The sequence below is a fragment of the Nocardioides sp. genome (assembly GCF_030149505.1).
Lineage (GTDB): Bacteria > Actinomycetota > Actinomycetes > Propionibacteriales > Nocardioidaceae > Nocardioides.
The window spans coordinates 19,222-34,668 of sequence record NZ_JASBRN010000045.1; the positions used below are offsets into that span (position 1 = coordinate 19,222).

Here is a 15,447-nt window from a genome sequence, read left to right on the forward strand (position 1 = left end):
ATGAGCTCCCACCGCGAAGCACCCGAGATCTCCAAGGACCCGGTCGCCGACGGCACCGACACCTACGCCTTCGTGAGCCCCGAGAACCCCGACTCGGTCGTGCTCATCGCCAACTTCATCCCGCTGCAGAAGGCCGACGCGGGCCCGAACTTCCACGAGTTCGGCGACGACGTCCTCTACGAGATCCACGTCTCCAACCGGGGGACCTCGGAGGCGGACATCACCTACCAGTTCCGCTTCACCACCGAGATCCGGAACCAGAACACCTTCCTCTACAACGTCGGCCCGATCAGCTCGCTCGGTGACACGAACTGGAACCGCCCGCAGTTCTACTCCGTCACCCGGGTGCAGAACGGCCGCTCGCGGATCCTCGCCGAGAAGGTCCCGTGCCCGCCCGTCAACGTCGGCGTGCGCAGCACCCCGGACTACCCGGCGCTGGCCAACGCCGCGATCCGCGACCTCCCGCGCGGGGGTCGGGTCTTCGCCGGCCAGCGGGCCGATGCCTTCCACGTGGACCTGGGCAGCATCTTCGACCTCGGTGCGCTGCGTCCCTTCAACGAGGCGCACCTGATCTCGATGCCGGCCATGGACGGGCGCAACGCGGTCCAGGGCTACAACGTGCACAGCATCGCCCTCGAGGTGCCGATCGACCAGCTGACCGCGGACGGCTCCAAGCCGACCGACGTGCTGGACCCGTCCTCGACCATCGGCGTGTGGGCCACGGCCAGCCGGCAGAAGTCGCGGATCTTCGACCGCAAGACCGGCACCTTCCAGGGAATGGGTCCCTGGAAGCAGGTCTCGCGCCTGGGCAACCCGCTGTTCAACGAGGTCATCGTCCCGATGGCGCGCAAGGACAAGTGGAACTCCCGCAAGCCCGAGGGCGACAAGGCCTTCCAGAAGCTGGTCTACCGTCCCGAGCTCGCCGGCCTGCTGCCGGTGCTCTACCCGGGTGTGTTCCCCAACCTGGCGGCCTACGACAAGGACCGCGCGGACCTGCACGCGATCCTGCTCACCGGCATCCCGGAGGGCGTCGTCCCCGGCTTCGCCAACTTCACCGGCCCGGTGCCGGCGGACATGCTGCGGCTGAACGTGGCGATCCCGCCGAGCGCCGAGGAGAACAGCCTCGGCCTGGTCGCGGGCGACGCCGCCGGCTTCCCCAACGGGCGCCGGATCAGCGACGACGTGGTGACGATCGAGCTGCGCGCGGTGGCGGGTCTGACCCTCCCGCTCGTGGACCCGTCCTTCACCCCGGACGGGGCGGCGGCGGCCATCGAGGACGGGACGACCAACACCAACGCCCCGCTGCTCGACGGCTTCCCGTTCCTCGGACACCCCGGCGGGGGCTACCAGTTCCAGCCGGGTACGTACGACGCGTCGTGACCGTCTCGGAGCAGCAGGCCGTCGACGCGTTGGCCCACGTGCGGGATCACAACCCGCACGCGGGCCAGGGCTCGGTCCTGCTCGACATCGGTGACGGTGTCGGTGCGCTGGTCGTCACGATGCCCGAGCAGATGCTCGGCCAGGAGGTGGAGATCGAGTCCGAGGACCCCCGGGTCACCGAGGAGCTCGTTCGCCTCTACGCCCACGAGCACGGGCACGACCACGACCACGGGCACGACCACGGGCACGGGCACGCACGGCCGCACGTCGCCGTCGTACCTCGTCCGCTCCCGGGCGGGGGCCAGGTCGCGTGCCTGGTCTTCGGCTCGCTGCCGGCGGGGCGCTACACCCTGCACGAGAAGGGCAGTCCCGAGGTGGCGATGGTCGTCGAGGTGCCCGACGGACGGGTGCTCGAGACGACCTGGCCCGCCTGAGGGCCCCGGCTGCACGCAGCTCCACGCAGCACCTGCCGCCCCGATCCCGTGCTCACGGGGTCGGGGCGGTAGCGTGTGCGCCACGAGAGGGAGTAGTCCCCAACAGCCGTGTCGACACACTGGCGGCGCCCGGCCCCGGCCGAGCACCACCCGGTACGGCGGGCCACCGCGGTGGCGGACGAGACTTTCGACCGAGTGCACACAGACGCGCCCGGTCGAAGGCGCGTCCCCTGCGGTCGCTCCCCGGCCGGGCCGGAGAGGACCCACCCATGTACGCCTTCCTGCTCAGCACGGCCGTGATCTTCGTGGCCGAGCTCGGGGACAAGTCCCAGCTGATGGCGATGACCTTCGCCGCGCGCTACCGCGCCCGCGACGTGCTCATCGGCATCACCGTCGCCACCGCCGTGGTCCACCTGGCCTCGGTCGGCATCGGCTACTGGATCGGTGACGCCTTCGCCGAGCACCAGGGGGCGATCTCGGTCGTGGCCGGCGTGGCCTTCTTCGCCTTCGCGGCCTGGACCCTGCGTGGCGACGAGCTCACCGAGGACGAGGCCGAGAAGGCCCGACGCAGCACGGGCGCGGCGATCATCGCCGTCGGTGTCGCCTTCTTCCTCGCCGAGCTCGGCGACAAGACCATGCTGGCCACCATCACCCTGGCCACCCAGGAGGGCTGGCTGGGCACCTGGATCGGCAGCACCGTGGGCATGGTCGCCGCCGACGCCCTGGCGATCGGCGTCGGCGCGCTGCTCGGCCGCCGGCTCCCCGAGGACGTCATCAAGTACGGCGCCGCCTCGCTGTTCGCGCTGTTCGGGCTGCTCCTGGTGCTGGACGGCGCCGGGGTGCTCTGAACCCACCCCGGCGCGCGCCCAGGTCGCGTCACCCCAGCAGCGACCTGCCCAGCCAGTCACCCTGCTCGAAGCCGGGCAGCACGGCGAAGGCCGCCGACCCGATCGCGGTCGTCCACTCGTTGAGCGAGTCGAGCTCGTCCAGCGAGCGCTGGAGCGGGACGAACTGGTCGGCCAGGTCGGCCTGGTAGGAGGAGAAGAGCAGCCCGCTCTCGATCCGCGGCCCCCCGGGGCCCGGCACCTCCCGGGTCCAGCTGGCGCCCTTGCGGAAGATCCGCCGCCCGCCGTGCAGGGCCGGGTGCGAGCGCCGCACGTGCGCGTCGAGCGCGACGACCGGTCGGCCCTGCTCGTCGCGGGCGGCGAGGTCGACGTCGTCGCTCTCGCCGCCGCCGGTCAGCGGTGATCCGTCGGCGAGCCGGCGACCGACCGAGCGCTCCTGCTCCTCGCGGGTCAGCCCGTCCCAGGTGTCCAGGTCCATCCGGATCCGGCGCAGCACCAGGGTCGTGCCCCCGGCCCAGCGGCCCCCGGGGACCCACACCGTGCGGTCGAAGAGCTCCGTGCCCGGCCGGGGGTTGGCCGAGCCGTCGACCTGGCCGAAGAGGTTCCGCCCCGTCTGCGGCGACCCGTCGGGGGCGGTGCCGTTCCACGCCCCCTGCTGGGTCCAGCGCAGGCGGGCGAAGGGGCGCGCGTCGGCCACCACGCGGCGTACGGCGTGGGCGACGGTGGTGGCGTCGCGGCCGGCGACGAGGACGAAGAGGTCCCCGCCGCTCCACCGCTCCTCGAGCCGGTCGTGGACCATCGGCGGCACGTCGGTGAAACCGTCCGGCCCGGCGCCGAAGCGGTCGGCGCCCAGCGCGCCGGGGCCGACACCGACGGTGATGGTCAGGTCGGCGCCCGGCACCGAGAGCCACGGCGCCGGGTCGCCCGGTGCCGGGCGGCCGGCCGCGAGCGCCTCGACGTCGCCGGTCCACAGCCGCATCAGCCGTCCCAGTGCCTCGCGATCCACGCCGGGACGCAGGTCGAGGGCGACCGCCTCGAGCACGGCAGGCGCGGCCTGGGCGACGCCCGACTGGTGGGGACCCCAGGGGGAGAGGGTGGCCCCGACCGGTGCGGCCGGAGTGGGCGCGGACGGGACGGCGGGCTCGTCGGGATCCGCCGCCACGACCAGCCCGGCGCCGGTGAGGGCACCGAGACCGGTCGTGCCGGCGTACCCCAGGAGCCCGCGACGCGAGACCCGGGGCGCGGCCATCAGTGGTCGTGGTCCCCGGTGCCGGGGGCGTGGTAGTGCCCTTCCTCCTCCGTGAAGGCCTTGACCGGGACCACGAGGTCCTGGGTGCTGCCGTCGGAGAAGACCAGCGACAGGTCGACCTCCTCGCCGGGGGCCAGGGTGTCGCGCAGGCCCATCAGCATGACGTGGAAGCCGCCCGGCTCCAGGACCTTGCCGCGGCCGGCCTCCAGCACGATGCCGCCGTCGACGGCCTGCATGCTCGTCGCGCCGTCGACCATCGCCATCTCGTGCAGCTCGGTCGTCCCGGCGACGGAGGAGGAGCCGGCGATGAGAACCGTCTCATCAAGGGCTCACGCTGGCCTCACCACCGACGGGTTCCCTTGCTCCTGTCGCGGTCGGAAGGACCGACCGCACGGACGAGAGGACACACCATGCGCACCACCGTGAAGCTCGGGCTCGGGACCATCGCCGGAGCCGTCGGCGCCGGCCTGCTGGCCTTCCCGGCCGCCCAGGCCGCCGACTCCGACGTGTTCTGGAAGCGCGACGACGACCGCGCCGACGTCGTCTCGACCGTCGACGACGACGATGACGACGACACCAACCGGACCAACGACGACGCGACCAACACCGTCAACGGCGACAGCAACAACACCAACAACACCGCCGGCGACACCTCGGGCGTGGCCAGCAACGACAACACCAACTCGCGGGTCTCCAACATCTCCCGCGACCGCGACATCAGCCAGGGTGACCTGACTCGGGACTTCACCCGTGACGGCGGCGACAAGACCCGCGACACCACCGCCAACGCGACCAACGACAAGTCGCGCAACGACACCCGCGGCTGATGACCGGCTGGGGACTCCGCGAGGGTGACGCGATCACCGAGGACCTCGTCGCCGTACGCCGGCTCGGGGGTGGGGCGACCTACGAGGCATACCTCGCCTTCGACGAGGTGACCTGGGGACCGGTCGTCGCCAAGCTGGTGCGCCCCGACCTGGTCGAGGACGCCTCCTCCCTGCGCGGCCTGCGCCGCGAGGCGGAGGCCCTGACGACGGTGAACCACCCCGTCGTGGTGCGGGCGCTGCGCTGGACCGACTCCGGCCCGCGCCCGCACCTGGTGCTGGAGAACCTCGACGGGCCGCGGCTCTCCACGCTGGTGCGCCGGCACGGCCGGCTGCAGCCCCAGCAGTACCTCGTGCTGGGCATCGAGCTGGCCTCGGCCCTGCACTACCTGCGACGCCTGGGCTGGGTCCACCTCGACGTGAAGCCCTCCAACATCATCATGGGGGCCCCGGCCCGGCTGATCGACCTGTCGGTCGCCCGGACCGTCGAGGACGCCTCGAGGCTGAAGCACGTCATCGGCACCGACCGCTACCTCGCTCCCGAGCAGGCCGACCCCGGCGGCCGAGCAGGGGTGCCCGGCCCGGCCAGCGACGTGTGGGGCCTGGCCGCGGTGCTCTTCGAGGCGGTCAGCGGCACGCGGCCGTTCCGGGACGGCGACCCGTCGGCCGAGGTCCCGCACGAGCGGCACCCCCAGCTCGTCGAGGGTCCGGCCACGCTGCCCGGCGACGTACCCGCTCCGGTGCGGGAGGTCGTCCTGGCCGGGCTCTCGCCGGAGCCGGCGGACCGGCCGCTGCCGCACGAGGTCTCCGAGGTGCTGGAGCCGGTGCTGCACGGGCTGCCCGCGCCCCGGCTGGCGGGCTGGCGCTCCTGATCTCCTGGGTCCGCATTCGCCCACCGACACGACCCCCGACCGCCGTCCGGCCGTCGGGGGTCGTCGCGTCTCCGGCGGAACCCGGCGACGGGACGCGGGCAACCTGGCGACGGGTCAGGTGGCGAAGCGGTAGCCCATGCCCCGGACGGTGAGGATCGTGTCGCTGCCGAGCTTGCGGCGCAGGTACCCGACGTAGACGTCGACGACGTTGGAGCCGGGGTCGAAGTCGAAGCCCCAGACGTGGTCGAGCAGCTGTTCGCGGGAGAGCACCTGCCCGGCGTTGCGCATGAAGATCTCGGCCAGGGTGAACTCGCGGGCCGAGAGCTCCACGTCGGCGCCGTCGACGCTCGCGCGGCGGGTGCGCAGGTCGAGGCGGACGCCGCCGGCCTCGAGCACGTCCTCGGCGCCCGGTGCGGCACCGCCGGTCTGGCGCAGCCGCAGCCGGATACGCGCCTGCAGCTCGGCGAAGCGGAACGGCTTGCTCATGTAGTCGTCGGCGCCGCCCTCGAGCGCTGAGACGGTGTCGCCCACGGAGTCGCGGGCGGTGAGCACCACCACCGGCATCCGGGAGCCCTACGCGCGCAGCTGGTCGAGGACCTCGAAGCCGTCCATGCCGGGCAGGCCGATGTCGAGGACCATGAGGTCGTGGTCGCCGGAGAGCGCCAGGTCCAGCCCGGTCGGTCCGTCGGCGACCACGGTCGGGACGTGGCCGTCGGCCCGCAGGCCCTTGGCGATGAAGGAGCTGATCCGCTCCTCGTCCTCGACGATCAGGATGCGGGCCACGTGCTGTCCTCCTGCTGGCGGATCGGTCGGTCGGGGTGCCCGGGCGTCCGGGGCGTGCCGGGCAACGGCAGGACGCGGGTCGGGTCGTCGGTGCCGCGGTGGTCCTCGGCGATCCGGGCCGCGGGCACGTCGACGACGAACCGCGAGCCGCGGGGGTGGCCCTCGAGGGTCGGGTCCTCCCAGGCGGTGCGGCCGCCGTGCGCCTCGGCGATCGCACCGACGATCGACAGGCCCAGGCCGAAGCCCTCGTGGTCACGGTCGTCGGCGCGCGCGAACCGCTCGAAGACCCGCGTGCGGTCCTCCGGGGCCAGGCCGGGCCCGGTGTCGCGGACCCACAGGCGCAGCCGGCTGCCGTCGTACGCCGTCCCGACGGCGACCCGGTCGCCGGGGCGGGTGTGCCGCACGGCGTTGTCGGCCAGCTGCAGCACCGCTTGGGTCAGGCGCTGCGCGTCGACCTCGACCCGGGCGGTGGCCGCGGCGTCGATGGACCAGGTGCGTTCCCCGAGCCCCGAGCACTTGGCCAGCAGGTCCTCGGTGAGGTCGCGCAGCTCGACCGGCTCGACCCGGACGAAGTCGGGCCGGTCGGACTTGGCGAGCAGGATCAGGTCGCCCACGAGTCGCGACATCCGGTCGACCTCGTCGAGCAGGAGGTCCCGGGTCTCCGTGATCTCCTCGGGGCTGCCGAGGTCCAGGACCTCGAGGTGTCCGCGCAGCACCGTCAGCGGGGTCTTGAGCTCGTGGCCGGCGTCGTCGAGGAAGCGGCGCTGCTCGGTGAAGGCGGCCTCGAGCCGCTCCAGCATCGTGTTGACGGTGCCGGTGAGCGCGGTGATGTCGTCGTTGCCGCTGACGGGGATGCGGCGGGAGAGGTCGGTCTCGGTGATCTCCTCGGCGGTGCGGCGCAGCCGGCGCAGCGGTGCCAGCAGGCGACCGGTCAGCAGGAAGGCCGCGCCCGCCACCAGCAGCAGCGCGAGGGCCGAGACGATGGCGTAGGTGCGCATCGTGTCGCGCAGGGCGGCGCGGCCGACGTCGAGGCGGGTGACGACCAGCAGGGCGCCGGCCTCGGCTTCGCTGCGGAACCGCACCGGCTGGCCGACGAGGAGGACCTCGCCCTCGCCGGGTACCTCGAAGCGGGCGCTGCCGCCGGTCCGGGCGACGTCGGAGGCCGCCGCGCGGAAGGCGGCGTCGTCGACGATCGGGTCCTCGGCGGGGGAGAGGAACCGGACCGGGTCGGCACGCCCCTCGATCCACCCCACGAGCAGCTCGTCGTCGTCGGGGATGTTGCGCAGGAAGAACAGCTCCAGCATCGTCGCGACGTCCTGGAAGGGCTCGGACGTCGTGGGGTCGATGCCCTCGGCCTGGATCCGCCCGAACTCCTGGAGCTCCTGGTCCACCGCCGCGCGGGTCTGCTCCTCGAGCCGGTCCCGCTCGATGGCGTAGACCAGCAGCCCGGCCAGGGCCAGGGTGGCGGCGGTGAGCGCGGCGACGGCGGCGGTGATCCGGGTGCGGACCGAGATGCCGGTGCGCGGGAGCCCCGACCTCGGCGGCGCTGGCGGGGTGCTCAGTCGTCGTCCCGGTCGTCGGTGGTGTCGTCCCGCTCGCCCCGGTCGTCGTCGTCATCGTCGTCGCGGTCGGCGTAGGAGGGCACGACCACCTCGGGACGGTTGCGGACCTCGTCGTCACCCGGGCCGTCGTCACCCGGGCCGTCGTCACCCGGGCCGTCGTCCCCGTCGTCGTCCCCGCCGCGGGTGGGCTCGGGAGAGGGGCGCAGGGTGGGGCCGGGCACGGTGTCCTGGGCCGGTGTCGGGGCGTCCTCGAGGATGATCGGCGCCCGCCGCCCGGGGTCGTCGGCCGCTGAGGAGACCATGCTGCCGACGGCGTACGCCCCCATGGGCAGGCCGAGCGCCAGCCCCAGCAGCACCTTCGAGAACCCGGTCATGACGCCACGATCCTGCACCACCGTGGGAGCGAGGTGAGGCGTGGATGAGAAGACTCTCATCGAACGGGGCGTGCGGGCGGGCAACCGGTCCGGGACCGCTCGTCGCAGCCGCCGGGCCGCTCGGCGCCGGACCGTGCGTGCAGCAGCCGCGCACCAACCCCGGGGACCCTAGGGTGGCGTGCGTCACGCCACGTCAGCCACCCGGCGAACCAGGAGGAACCCCATGTTCGTGCCCTTCAGCGTCTCCGACTTCCTGGACCGGGCCACGACGGTCTACGGGCAGCGGACCGGGGTGCTGGACGAGCCCGACCAGCCGGCCACCCCGCTGGGCGGTGCGGGCGCCCCCGGCACCCTGACGTACGCCGAGCTGGCCGGTCTGGCCGCGCGCCAGGCAGCGCGCCTGGACGAGCTCGGGATCGGGGTGGGCGAGCGGGTCGCGGTGGTGAGCCACAACTCCGCGCGGCTGCTCACCTCCTTCTTCGGGGTCTCGGGCTGGGGCCGGGTGCTGGTGCCGGTGAACTTCCGGCTGCGCCCCGACGAGGTGCGCTACATCGTGGAGCACTCCGGTGCCCGCGTGCTGCTGGTCGACCCCGAGCTCGACGAGGCGCTGGCCGACGTCACGGCCGAGCACCGCTTCGTCCTCGGCGACGACGAGCACCTCTACGCCTCCGAGGGCGCGGTGCCGCAGCCCTGGGAGCCGGACGAGTCCGCGACCGCTTGCATCAACTACACCTCCGGCACGACGGCCCGGCCCAAGGGCGTGCAGATCACCCACCGCAACATCTGGGTCAACGCCGTCACGTTCGCGATGCACGCGCAGGTCAGCGATCGCGACGTCTACCTCCACACGCTGCCGATGTTCCACGCCAACGGCTGGGGCATGCCCTACGCGATGACCGGTCTGGGCGCCCAGCACGTCGTGCTCCGCAAGATCGACGGCGCGGAGATCCTGCGCCGGGTGCGCGACCACGGCGTGACGGTCATGTGCGCGGCGCCGGCGGTGGCCGCCGCGGTGCTGGAGGCCGCGCAGGACTGGGACGGCCCGATCCCCGGTCGCGACCGGGTGCGGATCATCATGGCCGGCGCGCCGCCGCCGACGAGGACCGTGGTGCGGGTGGAGGAGGAGCTGGGCTGGGAGTTCATCCAGATCTACGGCCTCACCGAGACCTCCCCGCTGCTGACCTTCAACCGCACCCGGGCGGAGTGGGACGGCCTGCCCGCCGAGGAGCGGGCCGGGCTGCTGACCCGGGCGGGAGCGCCGGCGCTCGGCGTACGCCTCGCGATCAGCGAGCCCGACGAGCACGCCGAGGGCGGCGGCTCGGAGGGCGGGGAGGTGCTGGCGCGTTCCAACGTGGTGCTCGAGGGCTACTGGGAGCAGCCGGAGGAGTCGGCGCGGGCGCTGGCCGGCGGCTGGTTCCACACCGGTGACGGCGGCGAGATCGGCGAGGACGGCTACCTGACGATCAAGGACCGCAAGAAGGACGTGATCATCACGGGCGGGGAGAACGTCTCCTCGATCGAGGTCGAGGACGTCATCTTCTCCCACCCCGCGGTAGCCGAGGTCGCGGTCATCGGCGTCCCCAGCGAGAAGTGGGGCGAGACGATCAAGGCCCTGGTCGTGCTGGCGCCCGGCGAGCAGGTCACCGAGGCCGAGCTGATCGCCTGGTGCAAGGAGAAGGCCGCGGGCTACAAGGCACCGACCTCGGTGGAGTTCCGCGACGAGCTGGCCCGCACCGCGACCGGCAAGCTGCAGAAGTTCAAGCTGCGTGCTCCCTACTGGGAGGGCCGCGAGCGCCAGGTCAACTGAGGGTCGACCACGGGTGGACTGGACCGATCCCGCCCGGGGGTGCTCGCCCCGCCCTACAGTGGACAGCGGGTGGACGCTGAGGCGTCCGGGGGGAAGGGCACCGTGGTGGACAGCACGACGCAGGGCACGCAGGACGGCACGACAACGGGCACACCGGGCGTGGCCCCTGTTCAGTTCGTGCCCGACCCCGGGCTGGAGCGCGACCTCTTCCTGCGCACGCTCGTGCGTGAGCTCGCCGGCACCCTGGAGGAGACCGTCGGGCTCGAGGACGCCGCCGGCTACATCTCGATCGTCGGGCGGCGGATGGGTGCCTGGCTGGACGAGTCCTACCGCGAGGCGCTGGGCGTCGACCGGCTCGACCGCGACCAGGTCGCGGCGGTCCACGTGGACCTCAAGGCCCGCATCCAGGGCGACTTCGTGCTGCAGGACTCCGGCCAGGAGCGGCTGGAGTACACCAACAGCCGCTGCCCATTCGAGGAGAAGGTCCTGGGCCGGGAGTCGATGTGCATGATGACCTCCAACGTCTTCGGGCTGATCGCCGCGGAGAACCTGGGGTACGCCAAGGTCGAGCTCGCCGAGACGATCGCGCGGGGCGATGGACGTTGCCGGGTGGTCGTCCACCTCGAGCCGAGGTCGGGGCAGCACGCCGCGGGGCGGGAGTACTTCGGGGAATGACGCCGTTCGCGGTGCCCCAGGAGGCCGAGCTGGTGGTCGCACCGGACGGGCTCGTCGTGGAGGCGGACGAGGCCGCCGTGCGGCTGCTCGGCGACTGCCGGGGTCGGTCCCTCGCCGAGGTCGTGCAGACCCCCGAGGACGTGCTCGACGCGCTCATGGCCGGCTTTCGGCGCTCGACCAGCCCGGTGCCGGGACGGCTGCGCCTGCGCACGGCCGAGGGGTCGCAGGAGATGTCGATCACCGGCCGGCGCCGCTCCGCGCGGGAACGGGACGTGGTCCTGGTGGTGCGGCTCGTGGGCGACCGGTTCTCCGAGCTCACCACCGCCCTGCAGCGCACCAACACCGAGATCGCCCGGCGGATCGCCGTGGAGGAGCAGCTGCGGCGGGTCTGGGGCCAGACGGTCGCGCAGCTCGAGCGCTCCAACGCCGACCTGCTGGTGCTGGGGGAGACCTTCGCGCACGACCTGCGCAACCCGATCACGACCATCTCCGGCTACGTCGGCCTCGTGCTGGCCGACCCCGATCTCGCTGAGGGCACCCGAAGCCAGCTCGAGCGGGTCCTGCACGCCGCGCAGGGCATGGAGGACATCGTGGAGGGCCTGTTGCACGAGGCGGTGCAGCGCAGCGAGGCCATCCGGGTCGATGTCGGGCTCGAGGACGTCGTCGGGTGGGTGGGCTCCCTAGTCGACGAGAGTGCGGTGCGGGTGCACGTGGAGCGGCCGCTGCCGGCGGTGCACGTCTCGCTCCAGTCGGTGCGCCAGCTGCTGCTCAACCTGGTGTCCAACGCCGCCAAGCACCGCGGTCGCGCCGGGCCGGCCCACGTCACGGTCGCGGCCCGACTTCTGGAGGAGCGCTGCGAGGTCACCGTCGCCGACGACGGTCCGGGCATCCCCGAGGAGCTGCGCGAGGCCATCTTCGAGCGCGGGATGAGCACCGAGGAGGAGGGCGAGCACGGTCTCGGCCTGGCGATGTGCCGCCGGGTCGTGCAGGAGCACGGTGGCGTGATCCGGGTCGAAGCGGCCCCCGGCGGGGGCGCGCTCTTCCGGTTCACGCTGCCCAGCGCCGGGGCCTGAGCCCGCTCAGGAGGGGCGCACGTCCAGCACGACCTCGAACTCCAGCAGGTCCGCGCCGCTGGCGACCGGTCGGCTGCCCTCCCCGGCGTGGGCGGCCCGGGCGTCGCCGTCGCGCCAGGCCTCGAACGCAGCGTCGTCGCGCCACCGGGTGACCACGAAGTAGCGGTCGTCCCCGGCGACCGGGCGCAGCAGCTGGAAGCCGAGGAAGCCGTCGGCACCGTCGACGGTGTGGGCCCGGGCGGCGAAGCGGCGCTCCAGCTCCGCGCGCGCCGGCGGGGGCACGGAGATGGCGTTGATCTTCACGACGCCGCCCGCGGGGGCGTCGGTGTCGGCAGAGATGTCGGTGACGGCGGGGTTCTCGGAGGCCATGCCCCGAGCGTAGGCGGCTAGCCTCACCGCCATGTCCGCGACCGCACCTCCGTCCCTGGGCTCCCTGGTCGACCTGGTCCACGGGTGGTACCCGCCCTCGAGCGCCGACTCCTGGGACCGGGTCGGGCTCGTCCACGGCGACCTCGACCAGCCCGTGCGCAGGATCCTGCTGGCCGTCGACCCGGCGCCGGCCGTGGCGCGCGAGGCCGCCGCGTGGGGCGCCGACCTCCTGGTGACCCACCACCCGCTCTACCTCAAGGGCGTCCACGGCTTCACCAGCCAGACGCCCAAGGGCCGCACCTCGCTGGTGCTGGCCGGCGCCGGCTGCGCCCTGCTCGCCGCCCACACGAATGCCGACCAGGCGCTGGGCGGGGTCTCGGAGGCGATGGCCCTGGCGCTGGGCCTGCGCGAGGTCCGCCCACTCCTGCCCGCCTCGGCCCCCGCGCTCGACAAGCTCGGCGTGATGGTCCCCGTCGCCGACGCCGACCGGGTGCGCGATGCGCTGGCCGCGGCCGGTGCCGGCTCGATCGGGGATTACGACCAGGCCTCCTTCACGGTCACGGGCCAGGGGCGTTTCCGGCCGTTGCCCGGGGCCGAGCCCACCATCGGCTCGGTGGGCGAGGTCGAGCTGGTCGAGGAGGAGCGGATCGAGGTGGTGCTGCCGCGGCGGCTGCGGTCGGGCGTCGTGGCGGCGCTGCTGGCCGTGCACCCCTACGAGGAGCCGGCGTACGACGTCGTGGAGCTCGCCGACCCCGGCCAGCAGCCCACCGGCACCGGCCGGGTCGGCGAGGTCGAGCCGACGACGCTGCGGGCGTTCGCCGAGCAGGTGGCCGCAGCGCTGCCGCCGACCGCGCACGGGGTGCGGATCGCCGGCGATCCCGACCGGCCCGTACGACGGGTGGCGCTCTGCGGGGGTGCGGGGGACTTCCTCCTCGACCGGCTGCGGGGGAGCGACGCCGACGTCTACGTCACGAGCGACCTGCGCCACCACCCCGCCTCGGAGTTCCTCGAGCACGACGGTCCCGCGCTCCTCGACGTCTCCCACTGGGCCGCGGAGTGGACCTGGCTCCCGGTGCTGCGCGATCGCCTCGCGGCTGCGCTCCAGGACCTCGCTGGCGATACGGTGGAGGTCCGGGTCAGCACGCTGTGCACCGACCCGTGGACCGACCGCATCTGACGTCTCCCGGCCCGACCGGCCCCGACCCAGGAGTCCCGCTGAAAGCCGACCCCACCGCCCAGCTGCGCCTGCTCGACCTCCAGGAGCTCGACTCCCGGGGCGACCAGCTGCGGCACCGCCGCCGCACCCTGCCCGAGCTGGCCGAGATCGCCGAGCTCGAGCGCACCCGCTCGACCCTGGTCGACGAGGCCCGCGACGCCAAGATCGTCGTCGACGACCTCACCGCGGAGCAGGCGAAGGTCGACGCCGACGTCGAGGCGGTCAAGGCGCGCCGCACGCGCGACCGCGAGCGGATGGACGCCGGGCTGATCAGCAACCCCAAGGACCTCGAGCGGATGAGCGGGGAGCTGGAGTCCCTCGAGCGCCGCATCGCCACGCTGGAGGACGAGGAGCTCGAGGTCATGGAACGGCTCGAGGCGGCCCAGGGCATGCTCTCGGCGGTCAACGACCGGATCGCTGCCGCCGAGGGGCGGCTGGCCGAGCTGGCCGCCGTCCGCGACGAGCGGTTCGCCGAGATCGACGCCGAGCTCGCCGAGGTGGCATCGCAGCGCGGACCGGCCCTCGAGGGGCTCCCCGCGGACCTGCTGGCGCTCTACGACAAGCTGCGCGAGAGCAAGGGCGGCATCGGTGCGGCCCGCCTGGCCCAGCGCCGCTGCAGCGGCTGCCAGCTGGGCATCGACCCCGCCGAGCTGGCCTCGATCAAGGCGAAGGCGGCCGACGAGGTCGTGCGCTGCGAGGAGTGCTCGCGGATCCTCGTCCGCACCGCCGAGTCCGGTCTGTGAGCAGCACCCCGTCCCCCCGCGCGGTCTCCCGGGTCGTCGTGGAGGCCGACGGCGGCTCCCGCGGCAACCCCGGCCCGGCGGCGTATGGCGCACTCGTGCGCGACGCCGAGACCGGCGAGGTGCTCGCGCAGGTCGCGGCGGCGATCGGCCGGGCGACGAACAACGTCGCGGAGTACTCCGGACTGATCGCCGGGCTACGACTGGCGGCCGAGCACGCGCCAGGGGCCCAGGTCGAGGCGCGGATGGACTCCCAGCTGGTCGTGGAGCAGATGAAGGGCACCTGGCGGGTCAAGCACGCCGGTCTCCAGCCGCTGCACGCCGAGGCGCGCGAGGTGGCGCCGCCGGGCACGACCTACACCTGGGTGCCGCGCGCGCAGAACGCCGCGGCCGACGCCCTGGCCAACCGGGCCCTGGACGGCGACGAGGTGGCTCCGGGCCCGGTGGCACCCGCCCACGGCTCCCGCGGCGAACGCCCCGACGAGGACTCGCTGATCGAGGAGATCGAGTCCCCGGGGGCGGTGCGCGGCGAGGAGGAGCGCGACCAGGCGGGCCACCGCGGCTGGGCGGCTCCCACCGGAACCCCCACGACGCTGGTGCTGGTGCGCCACGGCGTCACCGAGCACACCGCGGCCAAGCGCTTCTCCGGCGGGCTGGGCGGGGACAACCCGCCACTGAGCGAGGACGGCCGCGCACAGGCGCGCGCCGCGGCGCAGTGGCTGGCCGCCCTCGGCGACACGGTCGACGCCGTGCTGGCCTCCCCGGTCCGCCGGACCCGCGAGACCGCCGAGGAGGTGGCCGCGGCGCTGGACCTGCCGGTCTCGGAGGAGCCGGGCTTCGCGGAGATGGAGTTCGGGGCCTGGGACGGGCTGACCTTCCTCGAGGTCGCCGAGCGGGACCAGACCGGGCTCGACGCCTGGCTGGGCTCCCTCGAGGTGCCGCCGCCGGGTGGGGAGTCCTTCCGGCAGGTCGAGGAGCGGGTGCTCGCGGGCCTGGACCGGGTGCTGGCCGAGCACGCCGGGCGCACGGTCGTCGTCGTCTCGCACGTGACGCCGATCAAGACCCTGGTGGCCCACGCGATGGGGGCCCCGCTGGACGCGGTCTTCCGGATGGAGCTCTCGCCGGCCTCGATCAGCGTCGTGTCGTTCTACCCCGAGCCCGGTCAGCCCCCGCGCGGGTCGCTCCGTCTCTACAACACGCTCCCGCCGGGCGACGCCACGCTCGACCCCGGTCGCTGGTAGCCG

The 15,447-nt window shown here is 73.7% G+C and carries 16 protein-coding genes and 1 pseudogene; 11 read left to right on the top strand and 6 right to left on the bottom strand.

Annotated elements, in window-relative coordinates:
- The 3 genes from Q1V71_RS08590 (at position 1) to Q1V71_RS08600 (ending at position 2,662) form a co-directional block, all read left to right on the top strand.
- Positions 1–1,380: a DUF4331 domain-containing protein gene (locus Q1V71_RS08590; RefSeq protein WP_300642899.1), complete on the top strand. Its 1,380-nt coding sequence runs from the start codon at positions 1–3 to the stop codon at positions 1,378–1,380.
- Positions 1,377–1,814, top strand: coding sequence for a hypothetical protein (locus Q1V71_RS08595; protein ID WP_300642901.1), 438 nt, complete (start codon positions 1,377–1,379; stop codon positions 1,812–1,814). The genes Q1V71_RS08590 and Q1V71_RS08595 overlap by 4 nt, the downstream gene beginning before the upstream one ends.
- Before the next feature lie 269 nt (positions 1,815–2,083).
- Positions 2,084–2,662: a TMEM165/GDT1 family protein gene (locus Q1V71_RS08600; RefSeq protein ID WP_300642903.1), complete on the top strand. Its 579-nt coding sequence runs from the start codon at positions 2,084–2,086 to the stop codon at positions 2,660–2,662.
- 28 nt (positions 2,663–2,690) lie between these two features.
- Here the strand turns inward: Q1V71_RS08600 and Q1V71_RS08605 are convergent, their stop codons facing one another.
- Complete coding sequence (locus tag Q1V71_RS08605; protein ID WP_300642904.1) at positions 2,691–3,908, bottom strand: Dyp-type peroxidase; 1,218 nt, start codon at positions 3,906–3,908, stop codon at positions 2,691–2,693.
- Positions 3,908–4,216, bottom strand: coding sequence for a copper chaperone PCu(A)C (locus Q1V71_RS08610; protein ID WP_300643463.1), 309 nt, complete (start codon positions 4,214–4,216; stop codon positions 3,908–3,910). The genes Q1V71_RS08605 and Q1V71_RS08610 overlap by 1 nt, the downstream gene beginning before the upstream one ends.
- A 102-nt stretch (positions 4,217–4,318) precedes the next feature.
- On the opposite strand from Q1V71_RS08610, the gene Q1V71_RS08615 reads away from it, so the two are divergent.
- Complete coding sequence (locus Q1V71_RS08615; protein ID WP_300642906.1) at positions 4,319–4,735, top strand: hypothetical protein; 417 nt, start codon at positions 4,319–4,321, stop codon at positions 4,733–4,735.
- Positions 4,735–5,604 carry a serine/threonine-protein kinase gene (locus Q1V71_RS08620; RefSeq protein ID WP_300642908.1) on the top strand — a complete coding sequence of 290 codons (870 nt, stop codon included), beginning with the start codon at positions 4,735–4,737 and terminating at the stop codon, positions 5,602–5,604. Before Q1V71_RS08615 ends, Q1V71_RS08620 begins: the two co-directional genes overlap by 1 nt.
- 114 nt (positions 5,605–5,718) lie before the next feature.
- On the opposite strand, the pseudogene Q1V71_RS08625 reads toward Q1V71_RS08620, so the two are convergent.
- The 3 genes and pseudogenes from Q1V71_RS08625 to Q1V71_RS08635 form a co-directional block, all read right to left on the bottom strand.
- A pseudogene (locus Q1V71_RS08625) lies at positions 5,719–6,387 on the bottom strand (response regulator transcription factor).
- Positions 6,372–7,778 carry a cell wall metabolism sensor histidine kinase WalK gene (locus Q1V71_RS08630; protein WP_300642910.1) on the bottom strand — a complete coding sequence of 469 codons (1,407 nt, stop codon included), beginning with the start codon at positions 7,776–7,778 and terminating at the stop codon, positions 6,372–6,374. The pseudogene Q1V71_RS08625 and the gene Q1V71_RS08630 overlap by 16 nt, the downstream one beginning before the upstream one ends.
- 167 nt (positions 7,779–7,945) lie before the next feature.
- Positions 7,946–8,323 carry a hypothetical protein gene (locus Q1V71_RS08635; protein WP_300642912.1) on the bottom strand — a complete coding sequence of 126 codons (378 nt, stop codon included), beginning with the start codon at positions 8,321–8,323 and terminating at the stop codon, positions 7,946–7,948.
- A 223-nt stretch (positions 8,324–8,546) separates the two neighbouring features.
- Here Q1V71_RS08635 and Q1V71_RS08640 point away from each other — a divergent pair, with 223 nt between their 5' ends.
- From Q1V71_RS08640 to Q1V71_RS08650, 3 genes are all read left to right on the top strand, one after another.
- On the top strand, positions 8,547–10,130 hold the full coding sequence (locus tag Q1V71_RS08640) for an AMP-binding protein (RefSeq protein WP_300642914.1): 1,584 nt from the start codon (positions 8,547–8,549) through the stop codon (positions 10,128–10,130).
- A gap of 105 nt (positions 10,131–10,235) precedes the next feature.
- The gene (locus tag Q1V71_RS08645; protein ID WP_300642916.1) at positions 10,236–10,805 is read left to right on the top strand and encodes a methanogen output domain 1-containing protein; all 570 of its coding nucleotides are present in this window, start codon (positions 10,236–10,238) and stop codon (positions 10,803–10,805) included.
- Positions 10,802–11,878 carry an ATP-binding protein gene (locus tag Q1V71_RS08650; RefSeq protein WP_300642918.1) on the top strand — a complete coding sequence of 359 codons (1,077 nt, stop codon included), beginning with the start codon at positions 10,802–10,804 and terminating at the stop codon, positions 11,876–11,878. Before Q1V71_RS08645 ends, Q1V71_RS08650 begins: the two co-directional genes overlap by 4 nt.
- Before the next feature lie 6 nt (positions 11,879–11,884).
- Here Q1V71_RS08650 and Q1V71_RS08655 read toward each other — a convergent pair whose 3' ends face one another.
- Positions 11,885–12,247: an antibiotic biosynthesis monooxygenase gene (locus Q1V71_RS08655; protein ID WP_300642920.1), complete on the bottom strand. Its 363-nt coding sequence runs from the start codon at positions 12,245–12,247 to the stop codon at positions 11,885–11,887.
- Positions 12,248–12,278: 31 nt separating this feature from the next.
- Here Q1V71_RS08655 and Q1V71_RS08660 point away from each other — a divergent pair, with 31 nt between their 5' ends.
- From Q1V71_RS08660 to Q1V71_RS08670, 3 genes are read left to right on the top strand one after another with little or no spacing between them, the layout of a single operon-like run.
- Positions 12,279–13,424, top strand: a complete 1,146-nt coding sequence (locus Q1V71_RS08660; RefSeq protein WP_300642922.1) for a YqfO family protein — start codon at positions 12,279–12,281, stop codon at positions 13,422–13,424.
- Positions 13,406–14,206 carry a C4-type zinc ribbon domain-containing protein gene (locus Q1V71_RS08665; protein ID WP_300642924.1) on the top strand — a complete coding sequence of 267 codons (801 nt, stop codon included), beginning with the start codon at positions 13,406–13,408 and terminating at the stop codon, positions 14,204–14,206. The genes Q1V71_RS08660 and Q1V71_RS08665 overlap by 19 nt, the downstream gene beginning before the upstream one ends.
- Positions 14,203–15,444 (top strand): bifunctional RNase H/acid phosphatase, encoded by a 1,242-nt coding sequence (locus Q1V71_RS08670; protein WP_300642926.1) that lies wholly within the window; start codon positions 14,203–14,205, stop codon positions 15,442–15,444. Before Q1V71_RS08665 ends, Q1V71_RS08670 begins: the two co-directional genes overlap by 4 nt.
- Positions 15,445–15,447: the final 3 nt, after the last annotated feature.

Excerpts from the sequence above, each read along its gene's own strand:
- Q1V71_RS08660 (WP_300642922.1), top strand. The coding sequence starts at position 12,279 with ATGTCCGCGACCGCACCTCCGTCCCTGGGCTCCCTGGTCGACCTGGTC.
- Q1V71_RS08640 (WP_300642914.1), top strand. The coding sequence starts at position 8,547 with ATGTTCGTGCCCTTCAGCGTCTCCGACTTCCTGGACCGGGCCACGACG.
- Q1V71_RS08655 (WP_300642920.1), bottom strand. The coding sequence starts at position 12,247 with ATGGCCTCCGAGAACCCCGCCGTCACCGACATCTCTGCCGACACCGAC.
- Q1V71_RS08635 (WP_300642912.1), bottom strand. The coding sequence starts at position 8,323 with ATGACCGGGTTCTCGAAGGTGCTGCTGGGGCTGGCGCTCGGCCTGCCC.
- Q1V71_RS08650 (WP_300642918.1), top strand. The coding sequence starts at position 10,802 with ATGACGCCGTTCGCGGTGCCCCAGGAGGCCGAGCTGGTGGTCGCACCG.
- Q1V71_RS08620 (WP_300642908.1), top strand. The coding sequence starts at position 4,735 with ATGACCGGCTGGGGACTCCGCGAGGGTGACGCGATCACCGAGGACCTC.
- Q1V71_RS08600 (WP_300642903.1), top strand. The coding sequence starts at position 2,084 with ATGTACGCCTTCCTGCTCAGCACGGCCGTGATCTTCGTGGCCGAGCTC.
- Q1V71_RS08605 (WP_300642904.1), bottom strand. The coding sequence starts at position 3,908 with ATGGCCGCGCCCCGGGTCTCGCGTCGCGGGCTCCTGGGGTACGCCGGC.
- Q1V71_RS08615 (WP_300642906.1), top strand. The coding sequence starts at position 4,319 with ATGCGCACCACCGTGAAGCTCGGGCTCGGGACCATCGCCGGAGCCGTC.
- Q1V71_RS08590 (WP_300642899.1), top strand. The coding sequence starts at position 1 with ATGAGCTCCCACCGCGAAGCACCCGAGATCTCCAAGGACCCGGTCGCC.